This window comes from Gordonia sp. SMJS1, from assembly GCF_029866425.1.
Classification (GTDB): Bacteria; Actinomycetota; Actinomycetes; order Mycobacteriales; family Mycobacteriaceae; genus Gordonia; species Gordonia hongkongensis.
On the sequence record NZ_CP123381.1, the window covers coordinates 2,192,775 to 2,214,126 of the forward strand.

The following is a 21,352-nucleotide window of genomic DNA, read 5'->3' on the forward strand; positions in this document are numbered from 1 at the left end:
GCATCGGGAGTATCAGGCCTGGCGTTCGAGGCGGTAGTGCAGGCGAAGCGCCCGGAATCGTCCGACCTTCAACTCATGATCGGTGCGGAGTACGCCTTCCTCGTCGACGTATACCCGGAACGACTCCGCCAGTGTCGGCTGCGCCGAATACCACTGATCGCCGAACAGGACCGACACGTAGGCGCCGTCCGCCCCGAATCGTCGAGAGCGGGATGTCAAGGTGAGCGCCCCGTCGGCCTCGGCGCGTGGAGCAAGGAAAACGTGGATGTTGCCGAGTTCCAGGGGAAACGCGACGGCGACGTGCGGCTGCGGTTGTCCTGGAAGCGAAGCCGATCGATAGAACCCGCTGTACACAGGGGAATTGTCCAGGCGGAGCCGTCGCAGCCACGCCGCGCCCACTCTGTGTCCTGAGTGGTCGGTGACGACCCGGATCTCGCTGGACATGCCACGGCTGACAGATAGCGGTTCGGTCGGCAGAGCGAGTTGTTCGACGCGCCGCCCGAACAACGCTGCGACCGCCATCCCGCCGGGTGCGAACAGCGGGTTCCACTGCGACCAGACCTCCATCCGCCACGATCCGGTCCGTTCGTAGAAGTCTCGCACCGCGGGGTGCAGCGCTGATGCCCGGAAGTCCGGTCCGTCGAGCACTGCCATGTCTTCGAACAGGCCGGCGGTCGGCGACGGCGGCGCGACCGCACCCTGCTTCTCGTACTGGCGCAGCCAGGCGTCGCCGACCTCGTGCCGGCCATTGTGCGGCGCGCCCAGGAATGCGAACTCAGGCGTCGACATGTCGACCCGCCGGCCGACCGCTCGCCACCACCGACGGCTCAACGGATCCAGCACGTGCATCGTCGGTCGGTGGGTCCTCGTGACTGCGGTTCTGCGACGCATGCGGAAGACCCTAGCCACCAGGCAGACTCACCTCGGCAGACATGCGCCGGGAACAATCGACGTGCCGGGGCTCTTACTATTGGTCGCGATGCCGGCGGCGCCGGCCGACAACATCTTGAGAGGACCCGTCTTCGATGACCACCGAAGCAACTGCCCCCGCGTCCGGGGTTCCCGCCGACCAGGCCCACACCGATCTGTGGGTCGAGCGAACCGGCACGCGCCGGTACACCGGTCGCAGCTCGCGCGGCGCGGAGGTGCTGATAGGCTCGCAGGACGTCGAGGGCGTCTTCACCCCGGGTGAACTTCTCAAGATCGCGCTGGCCGCCTGCACCGGCATGTCGTCGGACCGGCCGCTGGCGCGACGCCTCGGTGACGACTACGACGCGACGATCCGCGTCAGCGGCGACGCCGACCGCGAGAACGAGGTGTACCCGCGCATCGAGGAGATCCTCGAGATCGACCTGTCCGAACTCGAGCCCGACGCCGCGGCCCGGTTGCTCGTCGTCGTCGAACGCGCCATCGACGCGGTGTGCACGGTCGGGCGCACGGTGAAGGCCGGCGCCGAGGTGGATCTGCGGATCGAGACGGAGTGACCGCATGAGCGAGGACGGCACCGACCGCGTCCGGCTCACCGCGCACGTCCACGGGCACGTGCAGGGCGTGGGCTTCCGCTGGTGGACCAGAGCGCGTGCTCTCGAACTCGGGCTCGTCGGCTACGCGTCGAACCAGGCCGACGGCCGGGTGCTGGTCGTTGCCGAGGGGCCACGGGACAAGGCCCTCGCCCTGCTCGACGCGCTCCGGTCGGGAACCACGCCCGGACAGGTGGACCTGGTGGTCGAGCGTGTGGATGAACCGCGCGGGGACCTCGACGGCTTCGTCGAACGGTGAGGAGAGCCGAAACACGTCGCGATGGTGAGTAGTCTGTACCGTCGTGCACCTCAAAAGCCTGACCCTGAAGGGCTTCAAGTCGTTCGCCTCGGCGACGACCCTGCGCTTCGAGCCGGGTATCACGTGCGTCGTCGGCCCCAACGGCTCCGGTAAGTCGAACGTCGTCGACGCCCTGACCTGGGTGATGGGCGAGCAGGGCGCCAAAGCACTGCGCGGCGGGAAGATGCAGGACGTCATCTTCGCCGGCACCTCGGGCCGTCCTCCGCTGGGCCGCGCCGAGGTCACCCTCACCATCGACAACGCCGACGGTGCGCTGCCGATCGAGTACTCCGAGGTGTCCATCACGCGCCGGATGTTCCGCGACGGCGCCGGCGAGTACGAGATCAACGGCAGTTCCTGTCGCCTCATGGACGTGCAGGAGCTGCTGTCGGACTCCGGTATCGGTCGCGAGATGCACGTGATCGTCGGCCAGGGACGGTTGTCGGCGATCCTCGAGTCCCGGCCCGAGGACCGCCGCGCGTTCATCGAAGAGGCGGCCGGGGTCCTCAAACACCGCAAGCGCAAGGAAAAAGCGGTCCGCAAGCTCGACGCGATGCAGGCCAACCTGGCGCGTCTGAACGATCTGACGGCCGAACTCCGTCGTCAGCTCAAACCACTGGGACGCCAGGCCGAGGTCGCCCGCCGGGCCCAGACCGTCCAGGCCGATCTCCGCGACGCACGGTTGCGCCTGGCCGCCGACGACCTCGTCACCCGCCGCGCCGAGATGGCCGAACACGCCGCCGTCGAGGACGAGGTCCGGCGTCGGCAGGACGAGGTGGCCGCCGAACTCGACCGTGCGAACGCGGAAGTGACCGAACACGAACAGCATCTCGCCGAGATCACGCCCGCCGCGGCCGCGGCCAACCGCGCCTGGTTCCGGTTGTCGGCGCTCGCCGAGCGCGTCGACGCGACCCGCCGGGTGGCCGCCGAACGCAGCCGGTACCTCAGCGAGCCGTCGAGCGAGGCGTCCGGGCCCGACCCGGAGGAGCTCGACGAGCAGGCCCTCGAGGCCGCCGAACTCGAAGCCGAGCTGACCGAGGGTGTCGAGATCGCCGCCGAACAGCTCGAGAGCGCCCGCGAGGTGCTTGGCGAACGCGAGTCGATTGCGGAGGCCGCGGAGGCGGCTCACCTCGCGGCTGTCCGCGCCATCGCCGACCGTCGCGAGGGTCTGGCGCGCCTCGAAGGGCAGGTGGACAACCTGCGGACGCGCTCGGAGTCGGTCGACGCCGAGGCGCAACGCCTCACCGCGGCCATCTCGGCCGCCACCGAACGCGCCGAAGTCGCAGTCACGCAACAGGATTCGGCGGCAAGCGAGCTGGCACAGCTGGAAGCCGCCGAACAGGCGCTCGACGAACACCACGAACGATGCGTGGCCGCGCTGAACCTGTCCAACGAGCGCGTGGCCACCCTGCAGGCCGCACACCGCGACGCCGAGCACGCCATCGCCTCCTTGTCGGCCCGGGTGGACGCACTCGCCATGGGACTCGAGCGGGGCGACGGCGGCGCATGGCTCCTGGAGAACGCGCCCGACGGCCTGCTCGGACCGATGTCGGAGCTGGTCACGGTCGAAGCGGGTTTCGAGACGGCCATCGCCGGGGCGCTCGGACCCGCCGTGGACGGCATCGTCACCGTGGACGGGATCGCCGCGGTGCGGGCGCTGGCGGCCCTGAAGTCGGGCGACGGGGGACGGGCCGCGCTGATCTGCGGCGGACTCACCGGCCCGGACCGATCGACCGACGTGGCGCTGCCCGACGGGGCGAGGTGGGCGGCCTCGGTGGTCGACACCCGGCCGGAGATCCGCGGTGCGATCGACACCGTCCTGGCCGACACCGTCATCGTCGACGACCCTGCGCAGGGCTCGAACTCGCCCGCCGTCTTGGGGTGCGCGCGGTGACGCCCGCCGGCGACCGCATCTCGGCGGCGTCGGTCGAGGGCGGTTCGTCACGCCGCCCCTCCACGCTGGAGGTCCAGTCGGCGATCGATGCGGCGACCGCCGAACTCGCCTCGACCCGCAGGCGCGTCGAAGAACTCGAGGCGGCGCTCGCCGGTGCGCTCACCGAGCAGCACGATCGGCGGGAGGCGGCCGAGGAGGCGCTCGCGGCGCTGCACGAGTCCGACGCCGGCGTCGGCGCCGCTTATGAGCAGATGGCCCGGCTGGGCCAGGAGATCAGAGCCTCGCGTGCCGAGGCCGACAAGCTGACCCGACAGCGCAACCTGCTCGAGAAGGGTCGCGAGGAAACCCTCGAGAACCTGCAGGAACTCACCGAGCGATTGCGTCTCGCCCGCGATGAGTCCGAGGTGGGGACCGAGATGTCCGCCGACGACACCGACCGCGCGAACGCCGCGACCGCCGTCGGCGTGGCACGCAGCGCCGAGATGGAGGCGCGCCTGACCTTGCGGACAGCCGAGGAACGCCTGGCATCCGTCCGGGGCAAGGCGGACTCGCTGCGGCGGGCCGCACAGCGCGAGCGCGAGGCACGCGAGCGGGCTCGTCGGCAGGACGAGATCCGACGCCAGGCCGCGGGCGTGGCGGCAGCCGTCGAACGCGCCGGTGCACAGGTCAGTGAGCGTCTCGCCGCGGCCGTGGCCTCGGCGCAGGCCGGGCGCGACGAACTCGAGGAGATCCGGACCGCCCGCACCGCGACCCTCGACGCGCTCCGGGTCCGGGCGGGCGAACTGACGACCACCCTCAATTCGCTGCGCGACACCGTCCACCGCGACGAGGTGGCGCGGGCCCAGGTCGCGCTGCGGATCGAACAGCTCGAAGAGCAGGTCCTCGAGACCTTCGCGATGGCGCCCGACGATCTGATCGCCGAATACGGTCCCGACGTGCCGATGCCCCCGTCGGCGCTGGAGATGGCCGAGTACGAGCAGGCCCGGGAACGCGGCGAGCAGGTCGTCGCACCGGCCCCGATGCCCTACAACCGGGCTACACAAGAGGCCCGCGCCAAGAAGGCACAGAAGGATCTCAACACGCTCGGCAAGGTGAACCCGCTGGCGCTCGAGGAGTTCGCCGCTCTCGAAGAGCGATACAACTTCCTGTCGTCGCAGCTCGAGGACGTCAAGGCGGCCCGCAAGGACCTCCTCGACGTCGTGGAAGAGGTCGACGCCCGGATTCTGCAGGTGTTCACCGAGGCGTACGCCGACGTGGAACGCGAGTTCGGCCAGGTCTTCCAGACCTTGTTCCCCGGCGGCGAGGGCCGGCTCGTCCTGACCGAACCCGGCGACATGCTCACGACGGGCATCGAGGTCGAGGCGCGTCCGCCCGGTAAGAAGGTCAAGAGGCTCTCGCTGCTCTCGGGCGGGGAGAAGTCGCTGACCGCGGTCGCGATGCTGGTGGCGATCTTCCGCGCCCGCCCGTCGCCGTTCTACGTCATGGACGAGGTCGAGGCCGCGCTCGACGACACCAACCTGCGGCGACTGATCACGTTGTTCGCCCAATTGCGGGAGAAGTCGCAGCTCATCGTCATCACCCACCAGAAGCCCACGATGGAGGTCGCGGATGCGCTTTACGGAGTCAGCATGCGCGGCGACGGCATCACGACGGTCATCTCGCAACGCATGCGCGGAGTGAACATGCCCGTCGGTCAACAGGAGGACACCAGCCAGTGAACACCGGAATCATCATCGGCATCGTCGTTGCGGTGCTCGTCGTGATCGCGCTGATCGTGCTGGGGCTGGTGCTGTCGCGCCGCCGGCGCATCTCGCTGACCGACGAGCGGCAACCGGAGATCGTCGACGGGACGACCCGCCAGGTCGACCGGTCCGGGGGCTACCAGGCCGGATCGGGGTTCAGCTTCAGTCGCGGGGAGGCCGCGGGTGACACCGCCCTCGCGGAACCGCCGCGACGGAGGCCGGAACCCCCGGCTCCGGAGTCTGCGACGCCGGCACCCGAGGTGATCCGGCCGCCCGGAGAGCGCACCGATGTCGACGGTCAGCCGGGCGTCGGTGACGACTCCGCGGTGCCGCGGGATTCGATCCGGCGCGGCGTCACCGAGGTGTCGCTGCCCGAGCCGGACACCACCGAACCCGAGACCGCAGAACCTGCCACCGCCCGCCCCGAAACCGTCGAGCCCGAGACGGCGAAGCCGGACGTGGCCGAGCCCGCGTCCGCCACAGCCGCAACCGCCGCACCCGAGGTCACCGAACCCGAACCGGCCACCGCCGAGCCGGCAACGACCGAGCCGGCAACGACCGAGCCCGGGACCCGGGTACCCGACGATGTCGCGGAGGCGACCACCGCGCCGCCGCTGGACGAGATCGCGCCGACGGCGGGCCGGATCGGTCGGCTGCGCGGCCGGCTGTCCCGGTCACAGGGCGCGATCGGCAAGGGTGTGCTGGGCCTGCTGGGCGCCGGCGATCTCGACGAGGACAGCTGGGAGGAGATCGAGGACACGCTGGTGATGGCCGATCTCGGTGCGTCCACGACGGCCACCGTCGTCGAGACCCTGCGCACCGAGCTCGCGGCCAACCCGGTCCGCACCGCGGGTGAGGCCCGGGCGTTGCTCAAGCGGGTCCTGGTCGAGCAGCTCGACCCGACGCTCGACCGGTCGATCCGGGCGCTGCCACACGCGGGCCGTCCCGCCGTCGTCCTAGTCGTCGGCGTCAACGGCACCGGCAAGACCACCACGACCGGCAAGCTGGCACGCGTCCTGGTCGCCGACGGGCGTCGTGTCCTGCTCGGCGCGGCGGACACGTTCCGCGCGGCCGCCGCCGACCAGCTGCAGACGTGGGGCGAGCGGGTCGGCGCCGAGATCGTGCGCGGCAAGGAACAGGCCGATCCCGCCGCCGTCGCATTCGACGCCGTCGACCGGGGCATCGAGAGCGGCGTCGACGTGGTCATGATCGACACCGCCGGCCGGCTGCACACCAAGACCGGCCTGATGGACGAGCTGGGCAAGGTCAAGCGCGTCGTGGAGAAGAAGGCGCCGGTCGACGAGGTACTGCTGGTGCTCGACGCGACCGTCGGACAGAACGGCCTGATGCAGGCCCGGGTGTTCGCCGAGGTCGTCAACATCACCGGCGTGGTGCTGACCAAGCTGGACGGCACCGCCAAGGGCGGCATCGTGTTCCACGTCCAGAAGGAACTCGGCGTGCCGGTCAAGCTCGTCGGACTGGGGGAGGGCGCGGACGACCTCGCGCCCTTCGAACCGGACGCATTCGTCGACGCCCTCCTCTGACGCCGGCGGACGCTGCCGTGAAGTCGGGATCTGTGATCGGAAATGTCGGGTCAGACATCGGCCGCGGAGTCTGAGAGACAGCTCAGAGCCGAACTGGGATGTTACATGGGCGAAATACAAACCGCCCAGGGGGTTACGCGCCCGAAACGTCAGGGCACCACGGCCGAAACCGACTGCCGACAATCTCTTTGGAGGCGCCGAGCCGTCGGCGCATCCTGAGGAGGTTTCGTAGTGGAGTTGGCTCAGTTGCCAAACGAATCGTTTGGCCCGATCGACACGGGTAACACGGCATTCATGCTCGTGTCGGCCGCGCTCGTGTTGCTGATGACCCCAGGCCTCGCGTTCTTCTACGGGGGGTTGGCGCGAGGCAAGTCCGTCCTGAACATGATGATGATGTCCTTCGGAGCACTCGCGTCGATCAGCGTCGTGTACGTGCTGTGGGGCTTCTCGATGTCGTTCAGCGACGGGATCACCGGCAGCAGCGACATCGGCGGCATCTTCGCGAACCCGTTCGCGCTCTTCGGGTCCGACCAGCTGATGAGCACCATCGGCGAGGGCGACACCGAGATGTACGTCACCGGCGGCCTGACCATCCCGGCGATCGTCTTCATGGGGTTCCAGCTGACCTTCGCGGTCATCACCGTCGCCCTCATCAGCGGTGCACTCGCCGAACGCGTCAAGTTCTCCACCTGGATGGTCTTCACCGTCCTGTGGGCGACGATCGTGTACTTCCCGCTGTCCCACATGGTCTGGGGCGGGCTCGTCGGTGGCGGCGGCCTCCTCGGCGGCGGTGAGGACGGTCTGGCGGCCAAGATGTTCGGGACCGACGAGGAAGGTGCGGCCAACGTCGCGCCGATCGACTTCGCCGGCGGCACGGTCGTGCACATCAACGCCGGTATCGCGGCGCTGGTCCTGGTCCTCATCATCGGCAAGCGCGTCGGCTTCGGCCGCACCGCCTACCGTCCGCACAACATCCCGTTCGTGATGCTGGGCGCAGCACTCCTCTGGTTCGGCTGGTTCGGGTTCAACGTCGGCTCCGAGCTGGGCGCCGACCTGCTCGCCGGTCAGGTGTGGGTCAACACCACCGCTGCCACCGCCGCGGCGATCCTCGGCTGGCTCGCGGTGGAACTCATCCGCGACAAGCACGCCACCAGCGTCGGCGCCGCCTCGGGTGTGGTCGCCGGTCTGGTCGCCATCACCCCCGCGTGTGGTTCGCTGACCCCGGTCGGCTCGCTCATCCTCGGTGTCATCGCGGGTGCTCTCGCCGCCGTCGCGATCGGCCTGAAGAACAAGTTCGGCTACGACGACTCGCTCGACGTCGTCGGTGTCCACCTCGTCGCCGGCCTCTGGGGCACGGTGGCCATCGGCCTGATCGGCGAGGACGTGGGCCTTTTCTGGGGCGGAGATTACAAGCAGCTGGTGGTCCAGGTCGTGATCGCCTTGTTCGCCCTCGTGTTCACCGGTGTTCTCACCGCGATCATCGCCCTGGTGCTCAAGCCGCTGGGTTGGCGCGTCAGCGACGAGGACGAGAAGAGCGGCATCGACGAGGCAGAACACGCCGAGACGGCCTATGAGCTGGCATGACGCTCGAAGCCATTCGCTACTACGCTGAATCCTGTGGAGAGGGATAACTAATGAAGCTGATCACTGCAATCGTCAAGCCGTTCACGCTCGAGGATGTCAAAGCCGGGTTGGAGCAGGCCGGCATCCTGGGCATGACCGTGAGTGAGGTCCAGGGCTACGGCCGCCAGAAGGGTCACACCGAGGTCTATCGCGGCGCCGAGTACTCGGTCGACTTCGTACCCAAGGTCCGCGTCGAGGTCGTGGTGGACGACGCCGCCGTGGACAAGGTCGTCGACGTGATCGTCGAGGCCGCCCGGACCGGCAAGATCGGTGACGGCAAGGTGTGGGTCTCGCCGGTCGAGTCCGTGGTTCGCGTCCGAACCGGCGAGCGCGGTGGCGACGCACTGTAGCGAGCCCGCCGAGGCGTCGACGAAATCCCGGTGAACGGCCCCGTGCCCGACGACCAGTCGGGCGCGGGGCCGTCGGAGTTCCACACCTCGTATTCCCTTCTCTCCCACACACTTTGGAGGCAGTCGTAAGCGCCGCAGACCTGGCCAAGACCCGACGGCAACTCACCGAATCCGGCCGATCGGGAAAACTCGACGCACCAGCACTGCGCCAGGTGCTCGTCGACCTGCACGAATTCTGGCTGACCAGCAAGGGCGCCGAACTCGGCATCAAGCCGCACAGCGGGTTCGCGATCGTCGCCGTGGGCGGACTCGGTCGCGGTGAGATGCTCCCGTATTCGGACCTCGATCTGATCCTGCTGCACGACGACATGCCCGCCGAGCGGGTGTCCGAGGTCGCCGACGGACTCTGGTACCCGTTGTGGGACGCCAACATCCCGCTCGACCACAGTGTGCGGACGGTGCCGCAGGCGCTGCAGGTCGCCGGCGACGACGTCACCGCGGCCCTCGGCCTCCTCGAGGCGCGCCACATAGCCGGCGACGAGGATCTGTCCACGTTGCTGATCGGCGGGGTCCGCCAGCAGTGGCGCAACGACATCCGCAATCGGTTCCCCGAAGTGGTCACGCACGCGCAGGACCGCTGGCGGCGAGCCGGCGACATCGCACATCGCGCCGAACCCGACCTCAAGAGCGGCCGGGGCGGCCTGCGTGACGTCCAGCTCCTGGGAGCGCTGGCGATCGCCCAGCTCACCAGCGGGATGGCGAGCCTGCGACCCGATTCGCCCGGTGCCGGACCGCAGGTCGCCTACACGCGGCTCCTCGACATCCGTACCGAACTGCACCGCATCGCCGGGCGTCCCCGCGAGCACGTGCAGGCCCAAGACGCCGACGAGATCGGGGCGGCCCTCCGGATCGGGGACCGGTTCGATCTCGCCCGCGTCATCAGCGACTCGGCCCGCACCATCAGCTACTCCATCGACGTCGGCCTGCGGACCGCGGGCAACGCCCTGCCGCGTCGCGGACTGGCCAAGCTGCGGCGCTCGCCGCTGCGCCGTCCGCTCGACGAAGGCGTCGTCGAGCACAGCGGAGAGATCGTGTTGGCGCGCAACGCGATTCCGAGCAAAGACCCGGGACTCATCCTGCGGGTCGCCGCCGCGTCGGCCCGAACCGGCCTCCCGATCAGCGCGTCGACGCTGAGCCGGCTGGCCGACTACGCGCCGGAACTGCGTGAGCCGTGGCCGGCCGAAGCACTCAGCGACCTGCTGGTCCTGCTCAGTTCGGGACATCACATGGTCGACCCGATCGAGGCGCTCGACCGCACCGGCCTGTGGGGCCGGCTCCTGCCGGAATGGGGTGCGGTGCGCGACCTCCCGCCGCGCGATGCCATCCACACCTGGACCGTCGACCGGCATCTCGTGGAAACCGCGGCGTACGCGAGTGCGATGACCACCCGGGTGTCCCGGCCCGACCTGCTCGTCCTCGGTGCGTTGATCCACGACCTCGGCAAGGGTCGGGGTGCCGACCACAGCATCGTCGGCGCTGATCTGGCGGTTCAGGTCGGCAACCGGTTCGGTCTCTGGCCGCAGGATGTGGCGATCCTCGCCGACATGGTGCGACACCACCTGCTGCTGCCGCAGGTCGCCACCCGCCGGGACCTCGACGACCCGGCCACCGCCGAGTCGGTCGCCGACACCCTGGGACACAACCGGGTGCTGTTGGAACTGCTTGCCGCACTTGCCGAAGCGGATTCGCTGGCCACCGGCCCGGGGGTGTGGGGGGAGTGGAAGGCCTCGCTCATCCACGACCTCGTCCGCCGGTCGATGCGACTCATCGACGGCGAAGAGCCGAGCGCGCCCGAGCCGCTGACGGCCGAGGACCTGGCCACGGCGGCGGAAGGGGACTACGCGGTCCGGCTCGTCCGGGCCGACGGGCAACACACGTACCGCGTCACCATGGTGGCGCCTGATCAACCCGGCCTGCTGTCGAAGATGGCCGGGGTCCTCGCCCTGGGCGGGTTGCGGTCCCACTCGGCGTGTGCCCAGAGCGCCGACGGGAAGGCGATCAACTCGTTCCTGGTCGTCCCGATGTTCGGCAGTCCGCCCGATGCCGGCCTGTTGCGCCAGCAGCTGATCGCGGCCGTCGACGGCAAGATCGACGTCCTCGCGCGGCTCGACGCGCGCGAGCGGGACTCGCCGATCCCGACGATCGGCACCGTCACCACGATTCCCGGCACCGTGGTGACCATCGGCGCCAGCGCCGGGAGCACCGATCCCGAGGTCGACGGGGCCGGGCATCCGAAGAACGCGGTACCCGCGCTCTTCGCCGTGGCGCCACCGCGGGTGACGTGGCTGGACGCCCCGGAGGGGGAAGCGGTGCTGGAGGTCCGTTCCGACGACCGGATCGGCCTGCTCAGCCGGGTCAGTGCCATCCTGGAACGCCACGGCGCCGACATCCGGTGGGCCAAGGTGGCGACCCTGGGCGCCACCGGGGTCGACATCTTCGGCCTGCGGCTGGCGACCGACACCGAGGACGCACGGGCAAAGCTGGCCGAGGCCGTCGTCGCGGTCTGCCCGCCGCCGCAGCCGGCGCGCGAGGAGGACGGCGACGGACCGCAGTCCTACGGCGGGACGGGACGGTCCGGAGTGCCGATCTCCTAGATGTTTCGTCCCGGGACCCGCATGGAAGGATGGGACCCATGTTCGATTCCCTCTCCGACCGGTTGACCGGTGCCCTGAAGGATCTGCGTGGCAAGGGGCGGCTGTCCGACGCCGACATCGACCGCACCTGCCGCGAGATCCGGCTCGCCCTGCTCGAGGCGGACGTCTCGCTCGCGGTGGTCCGGTCCTTCATCGCCCGGATCAAGGAGCGCGCCAAGGGTGCCGAGGTCTCCGCGGCACTCAACCCGGCGCAGACGGTCGTCAAGATCGTCAACGAGGAACTCATCGGAATCCTCGGCGGGGAGACGCGGCGGGTGCGGTTCGCCAAGAACCCCCCGACCGTCATCATGTTGGCCGGTCTCCAGGGTGCCGGTAAGACGACACTCGCCGGAAAGCTGGGCAACTGGCTCAAGCAGCAGGGTCACACCCCGCTGCTCGTCGCCTGTGACCTGCAGCGTCCGGGCGCGGTCTCACAGCTGCAGATCGTCGGCGAGCGCGCCGGCGTACCGGTCTTCGCGCCGCATCCGGGCACGAGCGTCGGCGGCGAGGGTGTGCTCGGTGTGACCTCGGGCGATCCGGTCTCGGTCGCGCAGGCCGGTGTCGACGAGGCGCGGAGCAAGCACTACGACGTGGTGGTCATCGACACCGCCGGCCGGCTCGGCATCGACGCCGAACTGATGAAGCAGGCCTCCGACATCCGCGACGCCACCTCGCCCGACGAGGTGCTGTTCGTCGTCGACGCGATGATCGGTCAGGACGCCGTCACCACCGCCGAGGCCTTCCAGGAGGGTGTGGGCTTCACCGGCGTCGTGCTGACCAAGCTCGACGGCGATGCGCGCGGCGGTGCGGCGTTGTCGGTACGCGAGGTGACCGGCCAACCGATCATGTTCGCGTCCTCGGGCGAGAAGCTCGAGGACTTCGACGTCTTCCATCCCGACCGCATGGCCAGCCGCATCCTCGGCATGGGCGACGTGTTGTCGCTCATCGAGCAGGCCGAACAGCACTGGGATGCGCAGCAAGCCGAGGCCGCGGCCGCCAAGATCACCCAGGGCGAGCTGACCCTCGAGGACTTCCTCGAGCAGATGCTGATGATCCGCAAGATGGGCCCCATCGGCAACATCCTGGGGATGTTGCCCGGCGCCGGCCAGATGAAGGACGTGCTGTCGCAGGTCGACGACAAGCAGCTCGACCGCGTGCAGGCGATCATCCGCGGCATGACCCCCGCCGAGCGCGACAACCCGAAGATCATCAACGCCTCACGCCGGATCCGGATCGCCAACGGGTCGGGTGTGACCGTCAGCGAGGTCAACCAGCTCGTCGACCGGTTCTTCGAGGCCCGCAAGATGATGGCGCAGATGTCGGGTCGCATGGGCATGGGCGCGATGAACCGCAAGTCCAACCGCAAGGGCAAGAAGGGCAAGAAGGGCAAGAGCCGCGGCCCCACCCCGCCGAAGGCGGCGCGCGGCGGCTTCCCTGGTATGCCCGGAGGCATGCCGGCCGGGTTCCCGGACCTGTCGAACATGCCGGCCGGTCTCGATCAGCTGCCCCCGGGTCTCGAGGGCATCGACGTGTCGCAGTTCCAGCAGCCCAAGAAGAAGAAATGACGGTGGGTGGCCCGGAACAGGGTGCAATGGCCCGCCACTACCGGGGCACCGATCCGCTCACGTCCGAACCGGTCGAGTTCTGGGTGTCCGACGACACCATCAGCCTCACCGCGGTTCCCGACGCCGAGACGGCCGTCGACGGCGGCTGGATCCTGCCGGGCCTCGTCGATGCCCACAACCACGTGGGGATCGCGCCGGGCCTCGGGGTCGACATCGAGCAGGCCCGTGGGTACGCCTACGCCGATGCGCGCGCAGGCACCCTGCTGATCCGCGAGGTCGGGTCGCCGCTCGACACACACCCGCTCGACGACGACCCCGCCTGCCCGCGCTTCATCCGCTCGGGCAAGCACATCGCCCGGCCCAAGCGGTATCTGCGCGACTACGGCGTCGACCTCGACGATCCGGACGAACTCGCGGCCGAGGTGGCCCGGCAGGCGCAGGCCGGCGACGGCTGGGTGAAGATCGTGGGCGACTGGATCGACCGCGAGGTCGGCGACCTGGCCCCGCTGTGGACCCGTGCACAGATAGAGGCGGCGGTGGCGGTGGCGCACGAGCACGGCGCCCGGATCACCGCCCATGTCTTCGGAACCGATGCTCTAGTCGACCTGATCGGGGCCGGTGTCGATTGCATCGAGCACGGCACCGGGCTGACTCCCGATCTCGTCGACCAGCTCGTCGACCGCTCGATCGCGTTGGTGCCCACCCTGATCCAGGTCGAGAACTTTCCCGGGATCGCCGACGGAGCCGAACGCTTCCCGACCTACGCCGCGCACATGCGCGCCCTGCATGCGGGCGCCCCGGCGGTGTTCGCCGCCGCGCGTGAGGCCGGTGTCCAGATCTTCGCCGGGACCGACGCGGGCGGATTCGTCGAGCACGGACGCATCGTCGACGAGATCGAGGCGCTCTCGGACGTGGGCCTGGGCCCGGCGGGTGCGATCGCGGCGGCGTCGACGAATGCGCGCGCCTGGCTGGGCGCCGACCTCCTGGAGGACGGGCACCGCGCCGACTTCGTCGTGTACGCAGACAACCCGTGCGACGACCTGGGCACGTTGCGACACCCGGTGGCAGTGGTCTCGTCTGGTCGCCACCTCGTGTGAGCAAAGCCACACGGTAGTGGCTGGTTGCCTTCCTTACCGCCGCGTAACGTAGCAACGGCGTTGCAACGGTTCGGCCAGGACGAACCGGATCAGTCCACCTCGGATCCGCGGCCCGGATCCGAGAGCGCGGGCCCGTCGGAGCCGGGGGTCGAGGGAGGCTCCGGCGGTGTCGCGCATCAGGACGCGGATGAGCCGACACCGACAGAGTGACGGAAGTGACGTTCGGCATGTGGTCGTCCTCGCGGGGTGGGTGACCACATGCCGGTCCATCGGCTGTTCCTTCTGCAGGCCGATCACCGGATTCGGAACTCACCGCCCGGTCTGGCACAATGATTCGCTGGTTCGTCGGATCCGGTCACGGCCGCCCGACGGTCACACCACTACAGACGCAAAACCGGGTCCGCCACTCCGGGCGGATTGCTGAATTGCGCAGTGACCACACGAAAGAGATGTAGACATGGCTGTCAAGATCAAGCTCACGCGGCTCGGCAAGATCCGCAACCCGCAGTACCGCATCGTCGTCGCCGACGCCCGCACCCGCCGCAACGGCCGGGTCATCGAGACCATCGGCAAGTACCACCCCAAGGAAGAGCCCTCGCTGATCGAGGTCGACTCCGAGCGCGCGCAGTACTGGCTGGGCGTCGGTGCGCAGCCGACCGAGCCCGTGGCCGCGATCCTCAAGGTGACCGGTGACTGGCAGAAGTTCAAGGGCCTGCCGGGCGCCGAGGGCACCCTGAAGACCGCCGAGCCCAAGCCGTCGAAGCTCGACCTGTTCAACGCCGCGCTCGCCGCCGCCGACAACGAGCCGGTCGCCGCCGCGACCACCCCCAAGAAGAAGGCCGCCAAGAAGGACGACGAGGCTGCCGAGGCTCCCGCCGCCGAGGGTGACGCGTGAGCGCAGTCGTCGCCGACGCGGTCGAGCACCTGGTCCGCGGAATCGTCTCCAACCCCGATGACGTCCGGGTCGACCTCGTCACCGGCCGTCGCGGCCGGCTCGTCGAGGTTCACGTGAACCCCGACGACCTCGGCAAGGTGATCGGTCGCAACGGTCGTACCGCCACCGCGCTGCGCACCCTGGTCTCCGGGATCGGCGGCCGCGGGATGCGCGTCGACATCGTCGACACCGACCGCTGACCGCGAACCCGAACACCGAGCGCATCGTGGATCTCGTCGTAGGCCGTGTGGTCAAGTCACACGGAATCCGTGGTGAGGTCGTCGTGGACGTCCGCACCGACGAGCCCGAGATGCGTTTCGCCCCGAACTCGGTGCTGCGTGGCCGTCTGCCGCGCGGTGCCGGGGAACGGGATTTCACCGTCACAGCCGCCCGGGATCATTCCGGGCGGCTGTTGGTGTCCCTGGCCGGCATCGCGGACCGGGATTCCGCCGACGCCCTGCGCGGCACCCTGTTCCTCATCGACAGTTCGCAGGTGGAGCCTTCCGACGACCCGGACGAGTTCTACGACCACGAACTCGAGGGCGTGCCCGTACAACTCACCGACGGCTCCGCGGTCGGCGTCGTCGAATCGGTCCTGCATCTGCCCGGCGGCGAGTTGCTGTCGGTACGTACCACCGACGACCGTGAGGTACTCGTGCCGTTCGTGCGCGAGATCGTGCCGAGTGTCGGTCGCGAGCTGATCGTGATCGACCCCCCGGAGGGGCTGCTGGATCCGGATTCGCTCGACGAGGCGCCGTGATGCGCCTCGACGTCGTGTCGATCTTCCCCGAGTACCTCGATCCGCTCCGAGTTGCCTTGCTGGGCAAGGCGATCGACGCCGGACGGATCACCGTGGCGGTCCACGACCTACGCAACTGGACGCACGACGTCCATCGCAGCGTGGACGACTCGCCGTACGGCGGCGGGCCCGGCATGGTGATGAAACCCGACGTCTGGGGGCCGTGCCTGGACGAGGTGTGCCCCGACGACGCGCTGCTGATCGTGCCGACCCCTGCCGGTGTGCCGTTCACCCAGGAGACCGCGCGTCGCTGGAGCACCGAGCAGCATCTGGTGTTCGCCTGCGGCCGGTATGAGGGTATCGACCAGCGTGTCTTCGACGACGCGGCCCGACGGGTGCGCGTCGAAGAGGTCTCCCTCGGCGACTTCGTCCTCATCGGGGGAGAGGTCGCGGTCATGGCCATGATCGAGGCGACCGTCCGGCTGCTCGACGGCGTACTCGGCAATCCCCGCTCGCATCAGGAGGATTCGTTCTCCGACGGGCTGCTCGAAGGTCCGAGTTACACGCGGCCGGTGTCCTGGCGCGGTCTGGACGTCCCGCCCGTACTCCTCAGCGGCGACCACGCGAAGGTGGCACGCTGGCGTACCGAACAGGCCCTCGAGCGGACGCGCGCGCGCCGGCCTGATCTCCTCCCGGACCCTGTGGACTCCTCCGCGGACCATCCGGGCGATACCGACTAGGATTCGGCAGAGGTTCGACTCGGACGGGGGTCCAGCAGACGATGCAGGGGTATTCGGCCATGGTCGAGGAACTCGACCGGCAGCGCACCGAACTCGAACGGGTCCGGAAGTCGTTGTCGCAGCTGACCTCCCGGGCGACCAGTCACGACCGGCTCGTCGCGGTGACGGTCGACGCGCGCGGCCGTGCGGTGGACATCACGATCGAACCCTCCGCAATGCGTCGATACCGCGCGGATCAACTGTCCGCCCTGCTGACCACGCTGATCGCCGAGGCGGACACCGCGCTGCGCACCAGATCCGCCGACATCCTCTCCGGCGCACCGGATCTGCCGATCGACTACGCCGACGCCCGCCTCGACAGTGTGGTCGCCGATGACCGACCCTGACCTCTCGCCGGCGGCCGACGCCGGTCCCCGGGTCGCCGCCGACCCCGGTGCCGCCGCCGTCGTGGCGACGCGACTGCAGGCAGCGGCGGCGGAACTCACGGCGATACAGACCGAGCTCGCCGCCCTGCTCATCGACGTCGACATGGCAGTAGGCACCGGGAAATCGGCGGGTGCGTTCCGGGCGGGGTTCTCGCCGGCGGCCGCGGCGTCGACGGATCGTCTGCACGACGTCGGGAACCGTCTCGGACAACGCCGCCGCGCCCTCGTCGCCGGCATCGACGACCTCCTCGACCGAGATGCCGAGGCCTCGGCGCGTATCGGCCGGGCCGACGCATGACGGCGCGTGGCGAGGCCGAGCGGATCGCCGAGGAACTGGCCCCGGGGGTGTGGCCGACCGCCGACGCGGCGGCACTGAGCGACTCGGCACAGCGCGTGCGGGCACTCGCCGAGAGGGTGGCCGGCCTCGCCGAGGCGGTGGCGTCGGTGACCGACTCGTACGCGACGGGGGACTCGACCGCGGGCGGGTTCCACGATGCCGTCGTCGACGGGCTCGGACAGATCGCCGGTGCCGATCTGCCCGGAGCGGCGGAACGGCTGCGCGCGCTCGGGACGTCGCTGGACGCGTATGCCCGAACGGTGATCGACACGCAGCAGCAGATGTCGGTGGTCGCACTGATCGCCGACCGCGACATCCGGCGGGCCGAGGTGAACGCCGCGATCGGTGACGACACGTGGCGGGTCGAGGCCGCGAGCACCGGCCGGATGGCCCTCACCGCGGCGGGGGATGATCACACCGAACGGTCGGGTGAGGCCGGGCAGAGCGCCGCTGCACCCGCGGCGACGAGCGGGATGATGCCGATGATGCCGCTCGGGGCACTGGGTGCGGCGGGTGCGATGGCTGCCGGTCTCGGGGGTCTGGCCGGCGCGCGGGCTCGCGCCGACCGCGACGTGATCGGCGCGAACGACCTGACCTGGTTGCGGGGGCGAGCCGAGCGACTCCAGACCACGGTCCCGGCATCGATCGCAGGTTGGTTCCGGACCGCGGTGGGCGTCGGGATCGGCCCGCGGGGAGCCCCGGTGGTCGTCGTCGGGACCAACGACCCGCAGCCGTATCAGCGGGTGGGGATGGAACTCGCCGACGACGAGGCACTCACCGCCAACGGCCAGGCGCCCGAACTCGCGGTCCGCGACCACATGGTGCATGCCGGTGTGACGCCGAGAGCGATCGCCGCGGCGACGCCGATGGAGCCCGCCACCATCTCGGCATTGCAGGCCGACGACGTCGTGATCGTGGCGCCACGGACGTAGCGGCTCCGCGATTTCGTCGGCCCGGGGTGTCTCTGGCACAATAGTCGGGTTGCCTGCCGACGATGCCCCGTGTCCGGGGCTGTCTCTCCGAGACCGCCGGCTGCGACGCCAACGACTCGGAGCACGAACCGGTCGAGCCCACGGGCCGCCAGGTTCCTCTGCTCAACGTTCTCCGCCAGACAAGGACCACGACACATGAACACGCTCGACTTCCTCGACAAGCAGTCCCTCCGCGACGACGTGCCGGACTTCGGCCCCGGTGACACCCTCGACGTCCACGTCAAGGTCATCGAGGGCAGCAAGGAGCGCGTGCAGGTGTTCAAGGGCGTCGTCATCCGTCGTCAGGGCGGCGGCGTGCGCGAGACCTTCACCGTCCGCAAGGTGTCCTTCGGCGTCGGCGTCGAGCGCACCTTCCCGGTGCACAGCCCGAACATCGCCAAGATCGACGTCCTCACCCGCGGTGACGTCCGTCGCGCCAAGCTCTACTACCTGCGCGATCTGCGCGGCAAGGCAGCCAAGATCAAGGAAAAGCGCTGACGCGTCTAACCTGACGAGGTGGCCGACACACAGCGACCCCACGATGCCCCCGACGACGACGCCAAGCGTCCGTGGAGGTTGAAGACCGACCCGGCCGAATCCGATGCCGACGAGCGCGGCAAGCGCAAGTCCGGCTCGGGTTCGCTCCTGCGCGAAGTCGTCATCATCGTGGGGTGCGTCCTTCTCCTCACCTGGGTGCTGCAGACCTTCATCGGTCGGCAGTACGTCATCCCGTCGGAGTCGATGGAGTCCACCCTCATCGGGTGCGACGGCTGCACCAACGACCGCATCGTGATCGACAAGCTCACGTACCGGTTCGGTGATCCGCAACCCGGCGACGTCGTCGTCTTCAAGGGCCCGTCGGAGTCGTGGAACGGCGCCTGGGTGTCGCCCCGATCGACGAATCCGGTGATGCACAAGGCGCAGGATGCGCTGTCGTGGTTCGGGTTCGCGCCGCCGGACGAGAACAACCTCGTCAAGCGGGTCATCGCGACCGGCGGTCAGACGGTGGAATGTCGCAACGACGAGGGCGTCGGCGTGAAGGTCAACGGTCGCCCGTTGCGCGAGCCCTACATCGACATGAAGCTCCAGGAGGAGACGGTTGCGTCGTTCGGGCCCGGTGTCGCCGGGCCGGGCGACCAGGTGCCTCCGTGTCTCGGGCCGGATTTCGGTCCGATCACCGTGCCCGAGGGCAACGTGTGGGTCATGGGTGACAATCGACTGAACTCGCAGGACTCGCGCTACCACGTCGAGGACCAGTACCAGGGCACCGTCCCGGTCAGCGACATCCGCGGCAAGGTCCGGTTCATCATCTACCCCTTCTCGCGGATCGGTGGTGTCGGTTCGTTCAATCCGCAGCAGGGGTGAGACAGCTGTGACGACTCGATGGCCACCCCGCTCACCCGTCCGCCGTGCCGCGGGCCTGCGGACGTTCGAATTCGCCTTGCACCGGCAGGGTCTGGGGCCCGTGGCGGGGGTCGACGAAGCCGGCCGCGGAGCGTGCGCGGGCCCGCTGGTCGTGGCGGCCTGCGTCTTGAAGCCGACGCAGCTCGTCTCCCTCGCCGACCTCGACGACTCGAAACGTTTGACCGAGCGCACCCGCGAGGAGCTGTACCGCTCGGTGACGCGCTACGCGCAGAGCTGGAGTGCGGTGATCATCGAAGCCGCCGAGATCGATCGCATCGGCATCCACGTCGCGAACATCGAGGGCATGCGCCGGGCGGTGGCCGCCCTCGACGTGAAACCGGGATACGTGCTGTCCGACGGTTTCGCGGTGCCGGGACTGACGGCCCCGTCTCTGCCGGTGATCGGGGGAGACGGGGCGGCCGCGTGCATCGCCGCCGCCAGCATCATCGCCAAGGTCACCCGAGATCGCATCATGGTCGCCATGGACGACGACCTGCCCGGGTACGACTTCGCCATCCACAAGGGGTACAGCACGGCGTTGCACATGTCGCGCATCGACGCCGCCGGCCCCACACCACAACACCGCATGTCGTACCGTAATGTCGCGGCACGTGTGGTCACCAGCGCAAACGACAACAGGGATAGGCTGACAGGATGAGTGCTGAGGATCTCGAGAAGTACGAAACCGAGATGGAACTCTCTCTGTACCGCGAGTACAAGGACATCGTCGGGCAGTTCACCTACGTGGTGGAGACGGAGCGGCGCTTCTACCTCGCCAACGCGGTCGAGATGATCCCGCGCAACACCGACGGCGAGGTCTACTTCGAACTCCGCATGAGCGATGCCTGGGTGTGGGACATGTACCGCCCGGCGCGGTTCGTCAAGCAGGTCCGCGTGATCACGTTCAAGGACGTCAACATCGAGGAACTCGAGAAGTCGGAACTCCGCCTGCCCGACGAGCCCTGACCACGCGCAACCTGTTGACAACGCCCTGATCGTTCACAGATCAGGGCGTTGCTCGCTTTCGGAAGGTCGACAAAATCGATTCTGCGCGAATCTGATCGGCATGAGTGCACAAGCGCGCGACCATCCTCGCCCCGATCGCCGCGGTCATATCGGCAGGCTCGGTGAAGACGTGGCCGCAGACTACGCGATATCCCTCGGCTGGACTGTCCTGGAGCGCAATTGGCGTACCCGCTATGGCGAACTGGATCTGGTGGCCGCGGATGGGTCGGTCCTGGTGATCGTCGAGGTCAAGACCCGCGCGAGCCGCACGTACGACGATCCGGTCATGGCGGTCACGCCGACGAAGCTCGCCCGGATGCGCCGACTCGCGGGGATGTGGCTGGCGGCGCAGGATCGGCGATGGACGCAGATCCGGTTCGACGTCCTCAGCGTGCGCCTCGACCAGGCCGCTCCCGACGATCTGGCTCGTGCGCAGGTGCGGCATCACCAGGGCGTGCACGTGTGAACCCG

Annotated in this window: 21 protein-coding genes and 1 pseudogene; 21 read left to right on the forward strand and 1 reads right to left on the reverse strand. The window is 69.2% G+C overall.

All coding sequences use genetic code 11. The features are described 5' to 3' along the window. Positions 1–12: 12 nt before the first annotated feature. Complete coding sequence (locus tag QAD21_RS09990) at positions 13–891, reverse strand: hypothetical protein (RefSeq protein WP_083229499.1); 879 nt, start codon at positions 889–891, stop codon at positions 13–15. 134 nt (positions 892–1,025) lie between these two features. On the opposite strand from QAD21_RS09990, the gene QAD21_RS09995 reads away from it, so the two are divergent. From QAD21_RS09995 to QAD21_RS10095, 21 genes and pseudogenes are all read left to right on the forward strand, one after another. Beyond that, positions 1,026–1,484, forward strand: a complete 459-nt coding sequence (locus QAD21_RS09995) for an OsmC family protein (RefSeq protein ID WP_058250071.1) — start codon at positions 1,026–1,028, stop codon at positions 1,482–1,484. A gap of 4 nt (positions 1,485–1,488) precedes the next feature. Continuing rightward, the gene (locus QAD21_RS10000) at positions 1,489–1,779 is read left to right on the forward strand and encodes an acylphosphatase (protein WP_068972345.1); all 291 of its coding nucleotides are present in this window, start codon (positions 1,489–1,491) and stop codon (positions 1,777–1,779) included. 43 nt (positions 1,780–1,822) lie between these two features. Beyond that, positions 1,823–5,430, forward strand: a pseudogene (gene smc, locus QAD21_RS10005) (chromosome segregation protein SMC). Next, on the forward strand, positions 5,427–6,998 hold the full coding sequence (ftsY, locus tag QAD21_RS10010; protein WP_068972343.1) for a signal recognition particle-docking protein FtsY: 1,572 nt from the start codon (positions 5,427–5,429) through the stop codon (positions 6,996–6,998). The pseudogene smc and the gene ftsY overlap by 4 nt, the downstream one beginning before the upstream one ends. 231 nt (positions 6,999–7,229) lie before the next feature. Next, positions 7,230–8,582 (forward strand): ammonium transporter, encoded by a 1,353-nt coding sequence (locus QAD21_RS10015; RefSeq protein WP_189340149.1) that lies wholly within the window; start codon positions 7,230–7,232, stop codon positions 8,580–8,582. Positions 8,583–8,632: 50 nt separating this feature from the next. Next, positions 8,633–8,971 (forward strand): P-II family nitrogen regulator, encoded by a 339-nt coding sequence (locus QAD21_RS10020; RefSeq protein WP_004572306.1) that lies wholly within the window; start codon positions 8,633–8,635, stop codon positions 8,969–8,971. A 113-nt stretch (positions 8,972–9,084) separates the two neighbouring features. Next, positions 9,085–11,625 (forward strand): [protein-PII] uridylyltransferase, encoded by a 2,541-nt coding sequence (locus QAD21_RS10025; RefSeq protein WP_068972341.1) that lies wholly within the window; start codon positions 9,085–9,087, stop codon positions 11,623–11,625. Positions 11,626–11,663: 38 nt separating this feature from the next. Further along, a complete protein-coding gene (ffh, locus tag QAD21_RS10030) occupies positions 11,664–13,229 on the forward strand; it encodes a signal recognition particle protein (RefSeq protein WP_068972354.1) in 1,566 nt (521 codons plus the stop codon). A 26-nt stretch (positions 13,230–13,255) separates the two neighbouring features. After that, positions 13,256–14,326, forward strand: a complete 1,071-nt coding sequence (locus QAD21_RS10035) for an amidohydrolase family protein (protein ID WP_068972353.1) — start codon at positions 13,256–13,258, stop codon at positions 14,324–14,326. Positions 14,327–14,783: 457 nt separating this feature from the next. Beyond that, positions 14,784–15,221 carry a 30S ribosomal protein S16 gene (rpsP, locus tag QAD21_RS10040; protein WP_058250078.1) on the forward strand — a complete coding sequence of 146 codons (438 nt, stop codon included), beginning with the start codon at positions 14,784–14,786 and terminating at the stop codon, positions 15,219–15,221. After that, positions 15,218–15,460 (forward strand): RNA-binding protein, encoded by a 243-nt coding sequence (locus QAD21_RS10045; RefSeq protein ID WP_004572301.1) that lies wholly within the window; start codon positions 15,218–15,220, stop codon positions 15,458–15,460. Before rpsP ends, QAD21_RS10045 begins: the two co-directional genes overlap by 4 nt. A 26-nt stretch (positions 15,461–15,486) precedes the next feature. Further along, on the forward strand, positions 15,487–16,020 hold the full coding sequence (gene rimM / locus QAD21_RS10050) for a ribosome maturation factor RimM (RefSeq protein WP_065628991.1): 534 nt from the start codon (positions 15,487–15,489) through the stop codon (positions 16,018–16,020). After that, positions 16,020–16,739, forward strand: a complete 720-nt coding sequence (gene trmD / locus QAD21_RS10055; RefSeq protein WP_065628990.1) for a tRNA (guanosine(37)-N1)-methyltransferase TrmD — start codon at positions 16,020–16,022, stop codon at positions 16,737–16,739. The genes rimM and trmD overlap by 1 nt, the downstream gene beginning before the upstream one ends. Before the next feature lie 41 nt (positions 16,740–16,780). Continuing rightward, positions 16,781–17,125, forward strand: coding sequence for a YbaB/EbfC family nucleoid-associated protein (locus tag QAD21_RS10060; protein ID WP_065628989.1), 345 nt, complete (start codon positions 16,781–16,783; stop codon positions 17,123–17,125). Further along, positions 17,112–17,462: a hypothetical protein gene (locus tag QAD21_RS10065; protein WP_065628988.1), complete on the forward strand. Its 351-nt coding sequence runs from the start codon at positions 17,112–17,114 to the stop codon at positions 17,460–17,462. The genes QAD21_RS10060 and QAD21_RS10065 overlap by 14 nt, the downstream gene beginning before the upstream one ends. Then, positions 17,459–18,433: a hypothetical protein gene (locus QAD21_RS10070; protein ID WP_065628987.1), complete on the forward strand. Its 975-nt coding sequence runs from the start codon at positions 17,459–17,461 to the stop codon at positions 18,431–18,433. The genes QAD21_RS10065 and QAD21_RS10070 overlap by 4 nt, the downstream gene beginning before the upstream one ends. A 195-nt stretch (positions 18,434–18,628) precedes the next feature. Further along, positions 18,629–18,970, forward strand: coding sequence for a 50S ribosomal protein L19 (rplS, locus tag QAD21_RS10075; protein WP_004572295.1), 342 nt, complete (start codon positions 18,629–18,631; stop codon positions 18,968–18,970). A gap of 18 nt (positions 18,971–18,988) precedes the next feature. Continuing rightward, positions 18,989–19,837 (forward strand): signal peptidase I, encoded by an 849-nt coding sequence (gene lepB, locus QAD21_RS10080; protein WP_068972340.1) that lies wholly within the window; start codon positions 18,989–18,991, stop codon positions 19,835–19,837. A gap of 7 nt (positions 19,838–19,844) precedes the next feature. After that, the gene (locus QAD21_RS10085) at positions 19,845–20,534 is read left to right on the forward strand and encodes a ribonuclease HII (protein ID WP_068972339.1); all 690 of its coding nucleotides are present in this window, start codon (positions 19,845–19,847) and stop codon (positions 20,532–20,534) included. Then, positions 20,531–20,842 (forward strand): DUF2469 domain-containing protein, encoded by a 312-nt coding sequence (locus QAD21_RS10090; protein ID WP_004572292.1) that lies wholly within the window; start codon positions 20,531–20,533, stop codon positions 20,840–20,842. The genes QAD21_RS10085 and QAD21_RS10090 overlap by 4 nt, the downstream gene beginning before the upstream one ends. Positions 20,843–20,942: 100 nt before the next feature. Continuing rightward, positions 20,943–21,347 (forward strand): YraN family protein, encoded by a 405-nt coding sequence (locus tag QAD21_RS10095; protein ID WP_068972338.1) that lies wholly within the window; start codon positions 20,943–20,945, stop codon positions 21,345–21,347. Positions 21,348–21,352 lie beyond the last annotated feature (5 nt).